This is a genomic window from Streptomyces sp. NWU339 (genome assembly GCF_003143855.1).
Lineage (GTDB): Bacteria > Actinomycetota > Actinomycetes > Streptomycetales > Streptomycetaceae > Streptomyces.
Genome location: NZ_QFRK01000037.1, coordinates 39023 through 54447 on the forward strand (window position 1 = coordinate 39023; position 15425 = coordinate 54447).

At 70.9% G+C, this 15425-nt stretch carries 16 protein-coding genes and 1 tRNA gene; 10 read left to right on the forward strand and 7 right to left on the reverse strand.

All coding sequences use genetic code 11. The annotated features are described in order from the left end of the window. Positions 1-60: 60 nt before the first annotated feature. The gene (locus DIZ27_RS31855) at positions 61-2283 is read left to right on the forward strand and encodes a helix-turn-helix transcriptional regulator (protein WP_109381892.1); all 2223 of its coding nucleotides are present in this window, start codon (positions 61-63) and stop codon (positions 2281-2283) included. A 9-nt stretch (positions 2284-2292) separates the two neighbouring features. Next, positions 2293-2850, forward strand: coding sequence for a DNA-binding protein (locus tag DIZ27_RS31860; protein ID WP_109381893.1), 558 nt, complete (start codon positions 2293-2295; stop codon positions 2848-2850). A gap of 102 nt (positions 2851-2952) precedes the next feature. Here DIZ27_RS31860 and DIZ27_RS31865 read toward each other — a convergent pair whose 3' ends face one another. Continuing rightward, on the reverse strand, positions 2953-3186 hold the full coding sequence (locus tag DIZ27_RS31865) for a hypothetical protein (protein WP_109381894.1): 234 nt from the start codon (positions 3184-3186) through the stop codon (positions 2953-2955). A gap of 152 nt (positions 3187-3338) precedes the next feature. Here DIZ27_RS31865 and DIZ27_RS46025 point away from each other — a divergent pair, with 152 nt between their 5' ends. The 4 genes from DIZ27_RS46025 (at position 3339) to DIZ27_RS31885 (ending at position 6255) form a co-directional block, all read left to right on the forward strand. After that, entirely contained in the window at positions 3339-3512 is a 174-nt protein-coding gene (locus DIZ27_RS46025) for a hypothetical protein (RefSeq protein WP_181383775.1), read from the forward strand. A 321-nt stretch (positions 3513-3833) separates the two neighbouring features. Beyond that, positions 3834-4520, forward strand: a complete 687-nt coding sequence (locus DIZ27_RS31875) for an HNH endonuclease family protein (RefSeq protein ID WP_109381896.1) — start codon at positions 3834-3836, stop codon at positions 4518-4520. A gap of 338 nt (positions 4521-4858) precedes the next feature. Next, positions 4859-5455, forward strand: a complete 597-nt coding sequence (locus DIZ27_RS31880; RefSeq protein WP_109381897.1) for an isochorismatase family protein — start codon at positions 4859-4861, stop codon at positions 5453-5455. Positions 5456-5535: 80 nt separating this feature from the next. Then, complete coding sequence (locus tag DIZ27_RS31885) at positions 5536-6255, forward strand: IS6 family transposase (protein ID WP_109381898.1); 720 nt, start codon at positions 5536-5538, stop codon at positions 6253-6255. A 193-nt stretch (positions 6256-6448) separates the two neighbouring features. Here the strand turns inward: DIZ27_RS31885 and DIZ27_RS31890 are convergent, their stop codons facing one another. Continuing rightward, positions 6449-7795: an NADH-quinone oxidoreductase subunit D gene (locus tag DIZ27_RS31890; RefSeq protein WP_109381899.1), complete on the reverse strand. Its 1347-nt coding sequence runs from the start codon at positions 7793-7795 to the stop codon at positions 6449-6451. 685 nt (positions 7796-8480) lie between these two features. Further along, positions 8481-8684, reverse strand: coding sequence for a cold-shock protein (locus DIZ27_RS31900; protein WP_109381901.1), 204 nt, complete (start codon positions 8682-8684; stop codon positions 8481-8483). Positions 8685-9063: 379 nt separating this feature from the next. Here DIZ27_RS31900 and DIZ27_RS31905 point away from each other — a divergent pair, with 379 nt between their 5' ends. Next, positions 9064-9372, forward strand: coding sequence for a hypothetical protein (locus DIZ27_RS31905; protein WP_109381902.1), 309 nt, complete (start codon positions 9064-9066; stop codon positions 9370-9372). Positions 9373-9926: 554 nt separating this feature from the next. After that, entirely contained in the window at positions 9927-10046 is a 120-nt protein-coding gene (locus DIZ27_RS48875) for a hypothetical protein (protein WP_375232024.1), read from the forward strand. Between the two features lie 74 nt (positions 10047-10120). Here DIZ27_RS48875 and DIZ27_RS31915 read toward each other — a convergent pair whose 3' ends face one another. The 4 genes from DIZ27_RS31915 to DIZ27_RS31930 all read right to left on the reverse strand — a co-directional run bounded on the left by DIZ27_RS31915 (position 10121) and on the right by DIZ27_RS31930 (position 12419). Further along, entirely contained in the window at positions 10121-10657 is a 537-nt protein-coding gene (locus DIZ27_RS31915) for a hypothetical protein (protein WP_109381904.1), read from the reverse strand. 12 nt (positions 10658-10669) lie between these two features. Then, positions 10670-11419, reverse strand: a complete 750-nt coding sequence (locus tag DIZ27_RS31920) for a transposase family protein (protein ID WP_109381905.1) — start codon at positions 11417-11419, stop codon at positions 10670-10672. 125 nt (positions 11420-11544) lie between these two features. Further along, positions 11545-12126, reverse strand: a complete 582-nt coding sequence (locus DIZ27_RS31925) for a DUF6245 family protein (RefSeq protein ID WP_109381906.1) — start codon at positions 12124-12126, stop codon at positions 11545-11547. A 218-nt stretch (positions 12127-12344) separates the two neighbouring features. Then, positions 12345-12419, reverse strand: a tRNA-Gln gene (locus DIZ27_RS31930). A 486-nt stretch (positions 12420-12905) separates the two neighbouring features. Here DIZ27_RS31930 and DIZ27_RS46030 point away from each other — a divergent pair. Continuing rightward, positions 12906-13394: a hypothetical protein gene (locus DIZ27_RS46030; RefSeq protein WP_181383776.1), complete on the forward strand. Its 489-nt coding sequence runs from the start codon at positions 12906-12908 to the stop codon at positions 13392-13394. Positions 13395-13709: 315 nt separating this feature from the next. Continuing rightward, positions 13710-15260 (forward strand): S8 family serine peptidase, encoded by a 1551-nt coding sequence (locus DIZ27_RS31940; RefSeq protein ID WP_258308632.1) that lies wholly within the window; start codon positions 13710-13712, stop codon positions 15258-15260. The last annotated feature ends 165 nt before the right edge of the window (positions 15261-15425 follow it).

A 15425-nucleotide genomic window follows, 5' to 3' on the forward strand; every position in this document is an offset into this window, starting at 1 on the left:
ACGGAGAAAGTATGCAATCCGTACGGTTCACGGGGTAGAGTGTCGGTCAGGAGGCGCTTCATGTCCGAATTGTTCGAGGCGGTCGACGCACTGGTCGCGTCCCGCTCTCCACTGCCACCGGCGGAGGAGCGCAGGCGACTGCGTACCGCGCACGGCCTGACACTGGACGAGGTGGCCGCCGCGCTGAAGGTGCGCCGCGCCACGGTGAGCGCCTGGGAGGCCGGCAAGACCGAGCCCCGCCCGCCGGAGCGTGAGGCGTACGCGCGGCTGCTCAAGCAGCTCGCGGAGCTCTACCCCGCGCCCAGCTCGATGCAAGAACAGGCCGCCCCGGCCGCAGCGCCGACCACACCCACCGGCACGGCCGCCCGAGCGGAAGAGGCCCTGCCCGCAGACCCACCGCCGAATGCTGCGGCTCCGGCCGAAAACGAAGACACACAGCCCCGCGCGCCCGTCGCCGTTGCTCCGGCGGCCGCGCCGCGTCCGGCGCGCACGTCCAGGACGTCGTCGCCGCGCCGCCCGGGTGCGCGGAAGGCGGTCCCGGCCGGCGGCACGGATGCGCGCTTCGAGAACGGGTCGCTCGCCGTTGTCGACGCCGAGGACGGGCAGGTGCTGGCGTACTGCGCCGGCGGTCTGGTCCTGGACGTGCCCGCCAAGTCCCTCCCGTCCCTGGTCGACTGGACGCTCACGGAGGCGAGGCTCGGGCAGCCGAAACTGTCCGGACCGGGCAAGGACGCCGACCCGCTGCTCGTGCTCACCGAGGCCGCGCTGGAGCGCTACGGCCTGCCGGTCACCCTCACCGACGAGGAGCGGCTCGCCGGGCGGATCCCCGAGGGCCACAAGGTCATCAAGCAACTGGTCCGCGCCGACTGGAAGCTGACCAAGCGCGGGTTCGGCCCGTGGGCGCGGATCTACCGCCCCGCCACCGGTTCGGAACGGGCCTGCGTCCAGTTGTGCATCCCGTCCTGGCACGCGCTCGACTCCCGCCACTGGGGCGGGGCCGCCCGGCTGCCGCAGGCGGACCTCGCCCGGGTGCTGGGCGTGTACGCGTCCCGGGTGATGACGCCGCGCGGCTCCACCGCCGTCACCGGCCTGGAGCTGATGACCGCGCTGCACCCGCCGACCCGGGCCTCCGAGCCCGACACCAACGGCAAGAGGCACTCCGAGCACAACCCCGGCAGCCTGGGCAAGGACCCGGTGGACTGCGCACCGTGCGAGGCGCCGGACGGGCACCCGCTCCTGGCGAACCTGCCACGCTTCCCCGTCCGCGGCCCGGCGGAGAAGCTGTTCGAGGAGGCGTACGACTGGGCACGCCCGATGACCGACGCCGAATGCATGCGCCGCAACCTGGTCGGCATCGACGTGAACATGGCCTTCGCCGCCGGCGCCAACGGCCTGGTCGTCGGCCTCGGTGCGCCCACGCAGGTCAAGGCGCCGGTGTTCGACCCGAAGCTGCCCGGTTCGTGGCTGGTGGACCTGTCCCACGTCGACCTGTCCCGCGTGCAGGTCGGCAAGGGCAAGTGGGCGGAGCTGGACGGCTCGCTGCTGCCCAGCCCGTTCACGCCGACGGGCGAGCGCCCGTCGGGTCCGGCCTGGTACGCGACACCCACCGTCGCCTACGCGGTGGAGCTCGGCTACGAGGTGCGCCCGCTCGAGGCCTGGGTGCGCTACGAGAACGGCCGCTACCTGGACGGCTGGTACCAGCGGCTGCGCGACGCCTACCTCGCCACCATGGCCGACCTCGGCGTGGAAGCGGACCTGTCGCCGGCCGACTTCCTGGCGGCCATGGACGGCTACAGGGAGCGCGACCCTCAGCTGGCGATCGTCGTCTCGGCGATCAAGGCGACGGTGAAGGGCGGCCTGGGCAAGCTGCGCGAGCGCCCGCGCGGGGAGGGCTGGCGGCCCGGCGAGCCGTGGCGCGCGCTGTCCCGCCCGACGTGGCGGCCGGACATCCGCGCGGCGGTCATCTCCCGCACCCGCATCAACCTGCACCGCAAGATCGTCAAGCATGCGGCGTTCACCGGCGACTACCCGGTCGCGATTCTCTCCGACTGCGTCGTCTACGCGGCCGACGGGCCCTCGCCGCTGGACTTCCTGCCGTACCGGGGCGGCAAGCCGCTGCCCGGCGGCTTCAAGCTCGGCGTCAACCCCGGCCTGGTCAAGCACGAGGGCACCCAGAGCGTGCTGTGGGGCGAGGGGGTCCGCGAGCGGTTCGAGGCGCCGGAGCTCAACCTCGCCCGGTACATCAAGGACGGCACCGTCACCGACGCCGACAACGGAGAGTAGGAGAGGGCTATGAGCCTGTTCGGGGACGGCCTGGATGCCGCGGTGCACAAGGCGTTCACCCGCCCGGCGCCCAAGAGCGCGCCCGCGCAGATGCGGTACCTGGTCAAGCAGCTCAAGGGCACCAGGGCGGTCGCCCAGATGCTGCGGATCTCCCAGCGCACCGTCGAGCGGTACGTGAAGGGCCAGATCAAAAAGCCCCGACCCGACCTCGCCGCCCGGATGGAGCGCGAGGTCAAGAAGCGCTGGCAGCCGCAGATCCGGGCGAAGGCCCGGCAGAAGGCGGCGACCACCGGCGGCATCGTCATCGACACCCGCGCCCGCCTCGGCTACACCGCGCCGATCGGGTCCACCGACCAGGACCGCATCCGGCACCTGACCGTCGCCCTGCCACCGCAGTACGCCGCCCGCCTCTTCGAGGCGCAAGAAGCCGGCGCCGGCGACCAGCAGCTCCAGGAGATCGCGGCCGAAGGGCTCAAGGAGACCTACTTCCAGGACGGCGGCCGCCGCGCCGGCCAGCTGGAGGAGGTCCGCTTCACGGACATCGAGCACCTGGAGTTCGACCTGTAGCAGCCGTGCCCCGAACAGCCCGCGAGCCGACGGGGTCCGGGGAGTATCCGGGCAGGGATGCCCGCCACGGCGTTTCGTTTCCTGAATGCTTCGGTGCCCCGGTCAGCGGCCCTGGCGGAACGGGTGGTACGCCTCACAGGGCTCTTCGCCGGTCTCTCCGCGGCGACGCCGTTCGGCCCGGTACGCGGTCCAGGCGAGTTCACCCGGCACGGTGGAACGCCAGGGTGTTTGGGTGCGGTCGCAGGACTCGGCGTGCTCCGGGTCGCCGCAGTGGGCTTTGAGCCCACTGCCGTGCTTCTCGACGTCCGCGAGGACGGCGAATGGGGGCCCGGACACGCACGCGGAGCGTCCACATCCTCACGGCCGGCGTGCCCGCCCGCCTCGACGTGCGCGACGCATCAGCCTGAACGGGGGACACGGCGCATGCGGAGCTGGAATGCGTGGAAATGTCTTCGCGGACCGATCACGACTGTCGAGAGGTGTTGTTCATGCGTCGCATCGCTGCCGTCATCCTGGGGGCCGCCGCATTCGTCGGGTTCGTGGCGTCACCGGCAAACGCCGTCGTCGACCCGCTGACCGTGGCCACTTGTCTGACGGAATCGCTCCCCGCCACTGTTTCCAGTCCTCTCGAAGTCCCCGTCGTCGGCTGCCTGCAGCCATAGCGGCCGCGACGTCGGCCGGCCCGGGCGCCCGGCACCGCGTAGGGGTTCGGGGAGTATCCGCGCAGGGATCACCGTCACGGCGTTCCGTTTCCTGAACGCCGTGGCGGTGCGGGGCGGGGTGGGAGGCGCGACGCCCGAGCGAGGGACGCGGCCGATCGGGGCGGTGCTTCCGGTGTGTGACGTGTCGAGCCCAGCCCGTTCAGCTGCCCGATCTGACTTAACCGCCCGAACGGGTGGCGGGACAGCACATACCGGGCGCGTCCACCAAACGGTCCGCTACGAAGACCACGCATCGTTCGAGATCTTCGAAGGGACCTGCTGATGCTCCTCGCCCGCACCGCCGCGACGGCCGCCGCCTTCGCCGTCCTGCTCTCTCCCGCCACCGCCCACACAGCCGCGGCGGCCGCGCCGTCCTCGCGTGCGGTTCCCGGCACGACGGTGACGCTGCCCGTCCGTGACGCCCTTGCCACCCTCCCTGTACGGGCTGAGGACCGCACGGGGTACGCGCGCAGCAAATTCGGGCCCTGGATCGACGCCGACCGTGACGGCTGCAACACGCGGCAGGAAGTCCTGAAGGCCGAAGCGGTCATCGCCCCGGTGCAGGGCGCGAACTGCACGCTGACCGGCGGGGAGTGGTACTCGCCGTACGACGACCGCTACATCCACGGCGCGCGTGGCCTTGACATCGACCACTTGGTGCCGCTTGCCGAGAGTTGGGACTCCGGCGCGTACGCGTGGCCGGCGGCGGAGCGGCGAGCCTACGCCAACGATCTCAAAGATCCGCGGGCGCTGATCGCGGTGTCGGCGGCGTCGAACCGGTCGAAGGCCGACCAGGACCCGGCCACATGGCTGCCGCCGGCGGCCGGCTACCGCTGCCAGTACGTCACCGACTGGGTGGCGGACAAGACCCGCTGGGGCCTGAGCGTCGATACCACCGAGCGGGCGGCGCTGGCCGAGACGTTGAGCCACTGCTCCGATGTGCCCATCACCGTCACTCTGGCGCGGTAGTTCCGGCCGGGCGCCGGGCTGTGCAGCAGCGGCCACGAGCCGGCCTGGAGGGGGAGATGGCGCGGGCCGAAGGTCAGGGCGCGGCCCCGCAGTAGGTCGGCGATCACTGTGGCGCACCGGGGCCGGAGGCCGTCAGCGTGGCGGGCGGGCCCGCTGCTCGGCGAGTTCGTGCGGGAGCCGTGCGTGGCTGTCTTGGCCGCGGCCTGATGCGGCGCGCGCCTGGGCTGTTCAGCCGATGGTTCCGGTTGCCCCGGGCCGGGCGGTGGAAGGCAGTCCCCGCTTCACCGGAGCTTTTCGCAGATGACCTTGTATCTGAGAGCGGAATGGAGGGCAGTGGCATGGGACGTGCGCTGATCGTGGTGGACGTGCAGAACGATTTCTGTGAGGGCGGCAGTGTCCCCGTGGCCGGCGGGGCCGGGATCGCTGTGAAGGCGTGCGACCTGGTCGGGCGCGCAGCCGAGGCCGGGTATACGCAGGTGGTGGCGACGCGGGACCATCACATCGACCCGGGTGACCATTTCTCCGACACCCCCGACTTCAAGACCTCGTGGCCGGTGCACTGCGTGGTCGGCACCCAAGGCTCCGACTTCCATCCGAACTTCCTCCCCGCGGTGGAAGCCGGGGCGGTCGACGCCGTCTTCTACAAGGGTGCCTACGCGGCCGCCTACAGCGGCTTCGAGGGCGCCGACGAGGACGGGACAGGACTGGCGGCGTGGCTGCGGGCGCGGGGGGTCACCGCGGTGGACGTGGTCGGTATCGCCACCGATCACTGTGTGAAGGCCACCGCCCTGGACGCGGCCGCGGCCGGCTTCGCCACCCAGGTGCTGCTGGACCTGACCGCCGGCGTCAGCCACAGCACCGTCAGGCAGGCCTGCGAAGAACTCCGGCAGGCGGGTGTGGAGCTGTCGGGCGCCCCGGTGGTCGCCGGAGCGTAGAGGACAGCCCTTGGCGTTGTCACGTTGGCTGACCAGCCTGGGGTGATCTTGGAGTTGGTCGTGCCGGGGAGGATTCGCTCGTGTCGTCCGCGCCGCCGTCGTACAAGGGCCACCGGTACCCGGTGGAGCTCATCTCCCACTGCGTGTGGCGGTACCTCCGCTTCCCGCTCAGCTTCCGCGAGGCCGGGGAGCCGATGCCCGGGCGCGGCGTGCTCGTCTCCCACGAGACCGTCCGCCGCTGGTGCGCGAAGTTCGGGCAGACCTACGCCAACGGCCTGCGCCGCCGACGTGCGAGGCCGGGCGACACGTGGCATCTGGACGAGGTCTTCATCAAGATCAACGGAAAGCGGAAGTACCTGTGGCGGGCCGTCGACGCCGCCGGCAACGTGCTGGACATCCTGGTCCAGGGCCGGAGGGACAAGGCCGCCGCCCGGCGCTTCTTCCGCAAGCTCCTGAAGAAGACCCGCGCCGTGCCGCGCATGGTCATCACCGACCAGCTCCGGTCCTACGGTGCGGCCCACCGCGAGGTCATGCCCTCGGTGGAACACCGTTCCCACCAGGGCATGAACCACCGGGCGGAGAACAGTCACCAGCCCACCCGGCAGCGCGAACGCGCCATGAAGGGCTTCCGCTCCGTCGGCGGAGCCCAGCGGTTCCTGGCCGCGTTCAGCGGCATCTCACCCCACTTCCGGCCCCACCGCCACCTGCTCACCGCCGCCCACTACCGCGCCGAGATGACCGTCCGCTTCGCCATCTGGGACCAGATCACCGGCGCTGCCAACCTGCCCACCACGGCCTGAACACAGGCCCGGGCCGCGGGCCCCCCATGCCCCGACGCACCATCAGGCAGTCACGCACCCAACAACGTGACAACGCCGTCCGGAGTGTTCGGGGGTGGTCATTTCGGTACCGGGAAGAGGGATTCCCGGGGACCGCCCGGGCCGGCCAGAGCGTCGCCCCGGTGGTGGGCGGCCGATGTGGGACGGATTTCGTTCACCGGTCCACGCCTCCCATCACCGGGTCGATGCTCGCCACGGCGACGATGACGTCCGCGACCTGCCCGCCCTCGCACATCGCGGCCATCGTCTGCAGGTTGGTGAAGCTCGGGTCGCGGAAGTGCACCCGGTACGGCCGGGTACCGCCGTCGGAGACGACGTGCACACCCAGCTCGCCCCTGGGGGACTCGACCGCCACGTACGCCTGCCCGGGCGGCACCCGGAACCCCTCCGTCACCAGCTTGAAGTGGTAGATCAGCGCCTCCATCGACTCGCCCATGATCTTGCGGATGTGGTCGAGCGAGTTGCCCAGCCCGTCCGCGCCGAGCGACAGCTGCGCCGGCCACGCGATCTTCTTGTCCGCGACCATCACCGCACCGCCGCCGCCCGCCAGCTGCTCCAGGCACTGCTCGACGATCCGCAGCGACTGCTCCATCTCGCGCAGACGGATCAGGAAGCGCCCGTAGGAGTCGCAGCTGTCGGCGGTCTCGATCTCGAAGTCGTACTGCTCGTAACCGCAGTAGGGCTGCGACTTGCGCAGGTCGTGCGGCAGGCCGGTGGCGCGCAGGATCGGCCCGGTGGCGCCGAGCGCCATGCAGCCCGCGAGGTCCAGGTAGCCGACGTCGACCAACCGGGCCTTGAAGACCGGATTGTTGGTCGCGAGCTTGTCGTACTCCGGTAGCCGCGCGCGCAACAGCTTCACACCCTCACGGATCTGGTCCAACGCGCCCGGGGGCAGATCCTGCGCCAGCCCGCCGGGACGCACGTAACCGTGGTTCATGCGCAGCCCGGTCACCAGCTCGAAGATGTCCAGGATGACCTCGCGGTCACGGAAGCCGTAGACCATCAGCGTGGTCGAGCCGATCTCCATCCCGCCGGCGGCCAACGCGACCAGGTGCGAGGAGATCCGGTTGAGCTCCATCATCATTACCCGGATGACGCTCGCCCGCTCCGGCACGTCGGCGGTGATCCCGAGCAGCCTCTCCACCGCGAGGCAGTAGGCCGTCTCGTTGAACAGCGGCATCAGGTAGTCCATGCGCGTCACGAACGTCGTGCCCTGCACCCAGTTCCGGAACTCCAGGTTCTTCTCGATCCCGGTGTGCAGGTAGCCGATGCCGCAGCGGGCCTCCTTCACCGTCTCACCGTCGATCTCCAGGACCAGGCGCAGCACCCCATGCGTGGACGGGTGCTGCGGACCCATGTTCACGACGATCCGCTCGTCATCCGCCCTCCCTTGTCGCTGCGCGGCGTCGCCGACCTCGTCCCAGTCGCCGCCGGTGACGGTGTAGAGGGGCCCCTCGGTCGTGTCCCGAGCTCCCGCCGGCTCCTGCTCGGTGCCGCTCATCAGCCCATGACCTCCGCTCGGGTCGCCGTTCGCGTCCGCGTGCCCGAGTCGCGAGGTGATCGGGAAAGGCCGGCGCGTTCCGCCTCCGCTTGCCGGCGCCTCGCGCCAGCCGCAAGGGCACGGCTTGGCTGCATGCGCCGCTTAAGTCCAGGATCGCGCACATCTGTGATGAACACCCGGCCGGCCAGGTAGGCCCTCGGGGAGGATCGGAGAGATGCCCGCGCCTCCGCTGTGGTCCCAGCGATCGCCTCGGAGGGCGTGAGCCCTGCAGCCCCACCCCAACACATGGGGAAACCGCTGGGGACGTGAAGGCCGCCTTCGCCCCCGGCCCCAGGTCGGCCGCGCAGGCGCCCCCGCGAGCCGAGGGCTGGCGGTGCTTGCGCCGGCGTCCACGGCGGTCACCGCCGGCGTTGCCATTCGTGAGAATCGCTGTGCACGATGACCGCGCAAAGCATTCTCGGCAGCCTCGAATGCGGGCTCGGGAAGCCCCCTCAAGCGGACTCGCAGAAGTAGAACACGATCAGCCTCTTCGGCGGGCGACCGGGTCAGACGCTGCGACGTGGGCGGCGACCGCATCGACACAGGGGTGGGCATACCGCCCCAGGGACGGCGCCGATGAGTAACGCGCGGCCAGACACGCAGGCCCGGCACCCTCCACGGTGCCGGGCCTGTTCGGGTGCTGGGGTCAGACGACGCGGATGTTCTCCGCCTGGGGGCCCTTCGGGCCCTGGGTGAGGTCGAACTCCACGTGCTGGCCCTCCCGCAGTTCGCGGTAGCCCTGCCCGGTGATGTTGGAGTAGTGGGCGAAGACGTCCGGGCCGCCGCCCTCCTGCGCGATGAAGCCGAAGCCCTTCTCCGCGTTGAACCACTTCACGGTGCCGCTGGCCATGCCTGTCTCCTTCGAGGGGTTCGGGCCCGCACGGTGCCGCGGGTCCGGAGGTGATCGCCTGGTCCGGAGCGGGCTGCACAGCAATGCGCCCGCGGGCAAGGTGACCGCGGGCGAACGACTTCGGAACCACGACTGCTCTGTGGATCACGCTAGTTCCTTTGCGGGGGCACCGCAGGCCGAAACCCCGCCGGCCCCGGCGTGCGCCGGGGCGGGCGTACCCGCTCCAGAAAGCGGACTCGGGCCGGCCGGCGACCGGCTCCAGGACCCCCACCGCGCAATTGTCCGATCAGCAGCGCCCCTGATCCCTTCGGGCGACTCCACTCCACAGCCTGCGTGCCTGATCAGTGGGGTGCTCGTGGTGCACGACAGGATGACAGGCATGGGCCACTGGGTGTACGAGTGCACGGGGTGCCCCGACTCGGGGGACTACCGGCAGATCGCGGATGATGAAGCGCCGGGCGCTGTGGTGCTGCGGGAACGCCCGGGCGGTCTGGGCATCGTGGACGGGTTCGTGCGGGAGAGCGTCGACGACCTGCTGAGGGTGGCCCGCTTCCGGTGGGTGACCAGCGGAGACCCGTCCACCGTGGCACCGGCGGTGCTGCAGGCATCCGGACTTCCGCCCCTCGCGCGGCGGGATGCGTGGCCGGTGCGGACGGGCAGTGAGCTGGATGTCGGCGAGTCCGCTTGAGGGGCGTCCCGAGACTGCCGTCGTGGCTGTGCGCGACGGTCGTCGCGCACAGCCGTTCTCCTGCTCCTCTGTCGCGGGTTCTTCAGCCTCGGTCTCCTCGGCCGCGGGGGTCGCGGGTTCTTCAGCTTCCGTCTCCTCGGCCGCGGGGGTCGCGGGTTCTTCAGCTTCCGTCTCCGCCGCCTCGGGGGTCGGCTCTTCGCCCTCCGCAGGGCCGGCCTCAGTCGTGGCCGGTGACTCCTCGGGGGTGGTCTCCGCCTCTGTCCCTTCGGTCGCAGTGGGCTCCTGCTCGGTGTCGCTCACGTGCTCATCGCCTTCCCGTGCTGACAGGCAGGAAGAAGCTCAGGTGTCGCCTGGTCGGACGACCGTCATGATGCGGAATTCATTACTCATGATGTCACCGAACGGCATGATTTGAGGCTTATCGTGAGGCCACCAGGAATACTCCGGGAACGTGCCGTAGGCCGCTGTGATCAACCCCGGCGGCGGGGTCAGACGCGGCGACGTGCGCGGCGACCGCGTCGACGCCGGGGCGGGCGTACCGCGCCAGGGAGCGGATGGAGGCGTGGCGGGAGCGGGCCAGCAACGAGATGGAGATCTTCGACAGCCGCCGCGTGCGCGGCCTCGGCATCCAGCAGCGCGAGCGTCTCCTCGAACGGTTCGCACCGCAGGGCTGACCTGCGGCTACCTCACCACGGCGAGAGGGCCCCGGCGGGGCCCTCTCGCCGTTCAACGCCTGACTGCCCGGCCTTCACACCGTAGCGCTCTGCGCGGTGAACCCCCGGCGCCGGGCCGTGGCCTGCACGTACGGGATGTGGGTCGGGCACGTCTCGATCACGGCGACCTCCACCTCAGCGGCGTCGACGAGGACCAGGCGCTCGGCGGCGGCCGGCACCTGCCCGTACCGGTCGCGCATCCCGCGCCCGACACAGACCTCGCACTCGGTGTAGGAGCCGACGGGCAGCGGCGGCGCGGGCACCTCGACGGTGATCTCGCGTACGACCTCGACCACTTCGACACGGGTCATCGCGGCCCGCTGCGCGGCCTTGACCTCCTCGGCTTCGACCTGCGCCCTCGGCATCGTCCACTTCGCGTCGATGCTCGCGGCCGTCGCGGCCAGCCGCTCCTCGGGCGGCAGTGCGAGGCGGGCCTGGCGGGCAAGCTTGGCCGCCCGGTTGCGCTCGTTCTCCTCCCGCCGCTGGGCCTTGAGCGCCTTCTTGGCCGCGGCCTCCTGCTGCTGCCGTGCCCGGGCCTGCTGGACGTCACCGGGCGTGGGCATCCCCGTCATCAGTGAGCTCTTTCAGCGTTGCCGCTCGAGAGTGAGTACGGCCTTGGCGATTGACGTCATTCGATTCGGGCTGCTGCGTGACCTGCGGAAGATGCGCCAGGACTTCAGTCGTGCCATCCCGCGTTCGACAGGGGCGCGAGCCGTGGCGAGAGCGCGGTTGACGGTGCGCTGGGTCGGGGTGAGTTCGCCGCCGGGGGGCCGCTTGAGCCCGACGGTCACCCAGGGGCCGGCGCCCTGGTAGGCCCGGTCGGCGAGGACGGGCACGCCCTGGCGCTCGCAGACCCGGATGATCCGGTGCGTGCGAGCCGCGGTCAGGTCGTGACACCGTCCCGGCAGTGCGGGCGAGATCCACAGCACGTTGCCGGCCGGGTCGGTGACGACCTGCACGTTCACACCGTGGCGGCGGTGCTTGGCGGAGTAGTCGGCCCGGCCGTCGCCGGTGCGGTCGCACTCGGCAAGGGTGCCGTCGAGCAGGACGTAGTCAGGGTCGTTCTCGCGCAAGACCTTGAGCAGGCCCGGTGCCTGGTCGGCGAGCAGATCGATCATCTTCGCGGTGTAGGCGTGGGCGGTGCCGACCGAGATTCCGAACCCGGCGGCGATCTGGGCGAGGGTGTCGTGCTTGCGCAGGTACACCAGGGCGACCAGTGCACGCTGGTGCGGGGGCAGCTTGCAGCGGCGGTCACCCTCGCGGGTGACGATGAGCATGGTGGCCCACTCGACCAGGGCGTGAGGAAGGTCGAGTGCGGCAGGATAGGGAACCAACGAGGCTCCTGTGCCGATGGGTTGAGACTTCGAACACCTCCCTCAACGGCACGGGAGCCTCGTGCGTTGCGCACCCCACGACCATCATCCGATCAGTGGCCCAGCTGAAAGAGCTCAGTGTCTCCCTACGGGCCAACCGACTTGAGCATGTTCAGCAGCAGATCGGTGTTGTTGACCGCGTTCTCCAACGCCTCGCGGGCGGCCCGCAGTTGGTCACTCTGGGCGGCGAGCCGCTCCACGTCGCCGGTGGCGACGGCATCCTGGCTCGCGGCGATCACCCCGAGCAGCTGGTGCGGCCCGGTCGCCGCGTGCGCGGCCGCGAGGGGGATCGGCCCGACCTCCCGGCTCTGCGCCATCAGCCGCAGCGGGGTGCCGGCCCGCAGCACCTGCCAGCGGATGAACTCCACCCGCTTGACCGGGTCCTCGTCCAGCCCGGTCCCGGCGGCGGTGAGCTGCTGTTCCCACGCCGCATGGTGGGCTTCCTCGTCCAGGACCACCCCGTCGGCCAGCGCCGCCTCGGTCTGCACCACGCCGAGCAGCGCGTTGACCACCCGCACCCGGTACGCGTCCGCCCCGCCGAGCCGGGCCGCCTCCCCGGAGTGCTCCTCCGGGGTGTTCTCCCCGCCGTACGTCCCCAGCGCGGCCAGCGCCGCGGCAACCTGCTCCACCGTGGCCGGAGCCTCGCCCCGCCCCGTCTGCTCACTCATCCCCGCGGGCTATCGACGCCCCGAACCCGGCGTACGGCGAAGCCGAGAACCCTCGCCGTACCGTGTACGGCACGTCTCCGGCGCACTCCGGCCAACCCTTCACCACCAGCGAGGGGTCCAAGATCGAGGTTAGCGTTCAATCCAGCAGTATTACCGGCGGGACCCCGTTCACCCCCCCTCGGCACCGGCAGGGAGCCGCGTGGTGGGCGGCACGACGCTGGCTGGGATACCAGGACTCGAACCTGAACTAACGGAACCAGAAACCGTCGGGCTGCCAATTACCCCATATCCCATTCGCCTCGAAGACCGCGGGAGCTAAGGCCAGTCGAGGCGTGTCCTACCGCGTATCACAACGCAGTGCGACCGTGTGCCTAAATCTATGCATTTTCTCCGTGATACATCGGTGATGTGCGGGGCGTGTCGATCAGGCTTTTGGGTTTGCTGCGGGAGCTGTGGGTGCGCGTCGGGGAGATCTGCGCCGGTGCGGACCGGGCAACGCCAGGCACCGGGCGGAAGAGGAGCCCGCAGCAGGGTGCGGAGCTGATCGAGCGGGCTGGGCGCAGGTGTTCGTGGTGGGCCAGCAGCCGGGTGGCGGGGCCTGCCGCGTCACCGACGGCTCACCGGTCGCCGGATCCGATCGCGGGGATTCTTCCCTCCCAAGCGACTCGCCCGATTGCGGTCGGGGCGACGCCGCCTTAGCGTCGGTGCGTCGGAATTATTCCGAAAAAGCCAACATCATCCCTCATGTTGGCTTTCCTGTGGCGTCGAATGGAGCATTCATGTCGGTGATGACCGGTACCCAACCCATGCAGCAGGCCGGCCCGCAGGCCGGCCCGCAGCAGATGGCCCAGCTGGTCCAGCAGACCATCCAGCAGGCGTGTCAGCAGACGGCCCAGCAGGTCGCGCAGCAGGTGCAGCAGACGTTCCAGCAGATCCAGCAGATCCAGCAGCAGCTCCAGCAGCAGCCGGGCATGGCCCAGCAGGCGCACCCGTACCTCGCTCTCGCGCTGCACCGCTCGCTGCACGCGGGCATCCGGCACGCTGTGGAGCAGTCCGTGCAGCAGGCGCTGCCGACCGCGATCGTGACGCTGCTCCAGCAGAGCCAGCAGAGCCAGCAGAGCCAGCAGGGCATGCAGGGCATGCAGGGTCAGCAGCAGCGGGGTGGTGGGTTCGGACAGCAGTCGTTCGGCCAGCAGCCGTACGGTCAGCAGTACCAGCAGCCTGGCTTCGGCTTCGGTCAGATGGGTCAGCCGTTCGGTATCGGCTGACCTCAGGGCGGCGCGATGCGGTGTGCCCGGGCTGCTCCCGGACACACCGCATCAGCATGCAAGCGCGAGCCGCCCCGTCGCCGGATCAGAAGCACAAGTGACGACGTAGGCGTGGTGAAGGTGGACGTGATGGTCAAGGAAAGGCCCGAAAACAGCCGCGCGAGCGGATCCGAGAGGGGCGGGGCCGGCGGATCCGAACCGGAGGGCAGGCAGGCAGGGCCACGTGAGAAAGGCGCGCGGTCACCGCGCCCGGTGCAGCCGCGCCGCGAGCGGTACCTGGTGACACCGCTGCCCCAGCATCTGCTCCCACCGGGAGTGTCCGAGCTCAGCATGGACGCGGTGTGCGACCGGTTCGAGAGCCTGCCCGACGTGAAAGTGATCCGCCGGCTCCAGCCGTCGGAGAAGCTGCAGTCGGCCGGGGTCCTTCCCTCCTGCCCGGAGATCGCGGTCGTCGAAGCGGCCGAGACCCAGCTGCCGTCGATGCGGTCGCTGTACCTGCACATCGAGCCGGACCTGCCGCTGTCCGGCACCGGACCCGCCGCCACGCCGACCGCGGCGATGCTGCCGCTGCGCGACCCGGGGCTGGTCATGCCGCTGGAAGACCCTGTGGAGATCTCGCTGCGCGTGTGCGGCCCGGACGGCGAACCGCTGGCCGGCGCGGGGGTGTTCCTGATCGGTGCGACCTGGCCGAGCCAGGGCATCACTGCCGCCGACGGGACGGTCACCGTCACCCTGGCGACGGAGACCGAGCAGTCCATCCAGTCCCTGTACGTCCGGCCCGCGAGTGGTTACGCGGACTGCTGGATCAACCGTCCCGACCTGTCAGTGACCGGCGAGAACCTAGTCACCGTCACCCCGCTGGACAAGGTGTATCCGGGCCTGGACGAGAGGCAGCAGTATGGCTGGGGCCAGCAGGCCATGCGGCTGGACCAGCTGCCTCCCACGTTCCGCGCCTTCGGGGTCAGGGTCGCGGTCATCGGCTCGGGTGTCGCCTCCGAGCACCCCGACCTGAAGCAACGAGCGCGCTCCGGGGTCGATTTCGTCCGCGGTACGGAAGAGGGCTGGGCCCAGGACAGGGTGGGCAGCGGTACGCACGCGGCCGGCATCATCGCCGGGGCGGACACCGGCAAGGGCATTATCGGCATCGCCGTCGACGCCGAGCTGGACGTCTGCAAGGTGCTGCCCGACGGCTGCTTCAGCGACCTGATCGCCGCCCTCGACCACTGCATCGACCACGAGGTCGACGTCGCCCACATCGGGGTGGTGGCCCCGTATGCCTCGGCCCTGGTCTCCCGCAAGCTTGCCGATGCCAACGCCGCGGGCATCGCCTGCGTCGCCCCGGCAGGCGACACCGGCGGGCCGGTCGCCTTCCCCGCCTCGCTGCCGACCGTGTTCGCCGTCGGCGCACTGGGCGTCTTCGGCTCCTACCCGCCCGACACCTCCCACGCCAGCCACACAGGGCCGCAGCTGACTCCGGAAGGACTGTTCGCCGCCCCGTTCAGCTGCTACGGCCCCGGCATCGACGCGGCCGCCCCCGGTGTGGCGGTCCTCTCGTGCTCGGCGCAGGGCGGATACGCGGCCCTCGACGGCACCGGCACGGCCTCGGCCCACGTCGCCGGTCTGGCCGCCCTGGTTCTTGCCCACCACGAGGACTTCCACGGCCAGCTGCTGCCCCGCGGACCCGGCCGAGTGCAGCACCTGTTCGAGATCATCGCCGCCAGCTGCCGCCAACTGGCCGCCCCGGGCACAGCGGAGGCGGCCCGCACCGGACGCGGCCTGCCCGACGCCCTCGTCGCCCTCGGCCTGGCACCCGGCATGCAGCTCGCTCCGGCCCTGTCACCCTTCGCCCCCTCCATGACCGGATAGGTCCCTACCCGCGGCAACCACACGGAACGGCACCCGCCCCCGGGCGCGTGCCGTTCGGCCTGCAGACCGACCCGAGAAGCCATCGGCGCTTGGCCGCCCCGGAACGGATGCGCGTCCGCCTCAGCCTCTGGCTGCGGCATCCGGGGAATCACACCCGTTCTGAGC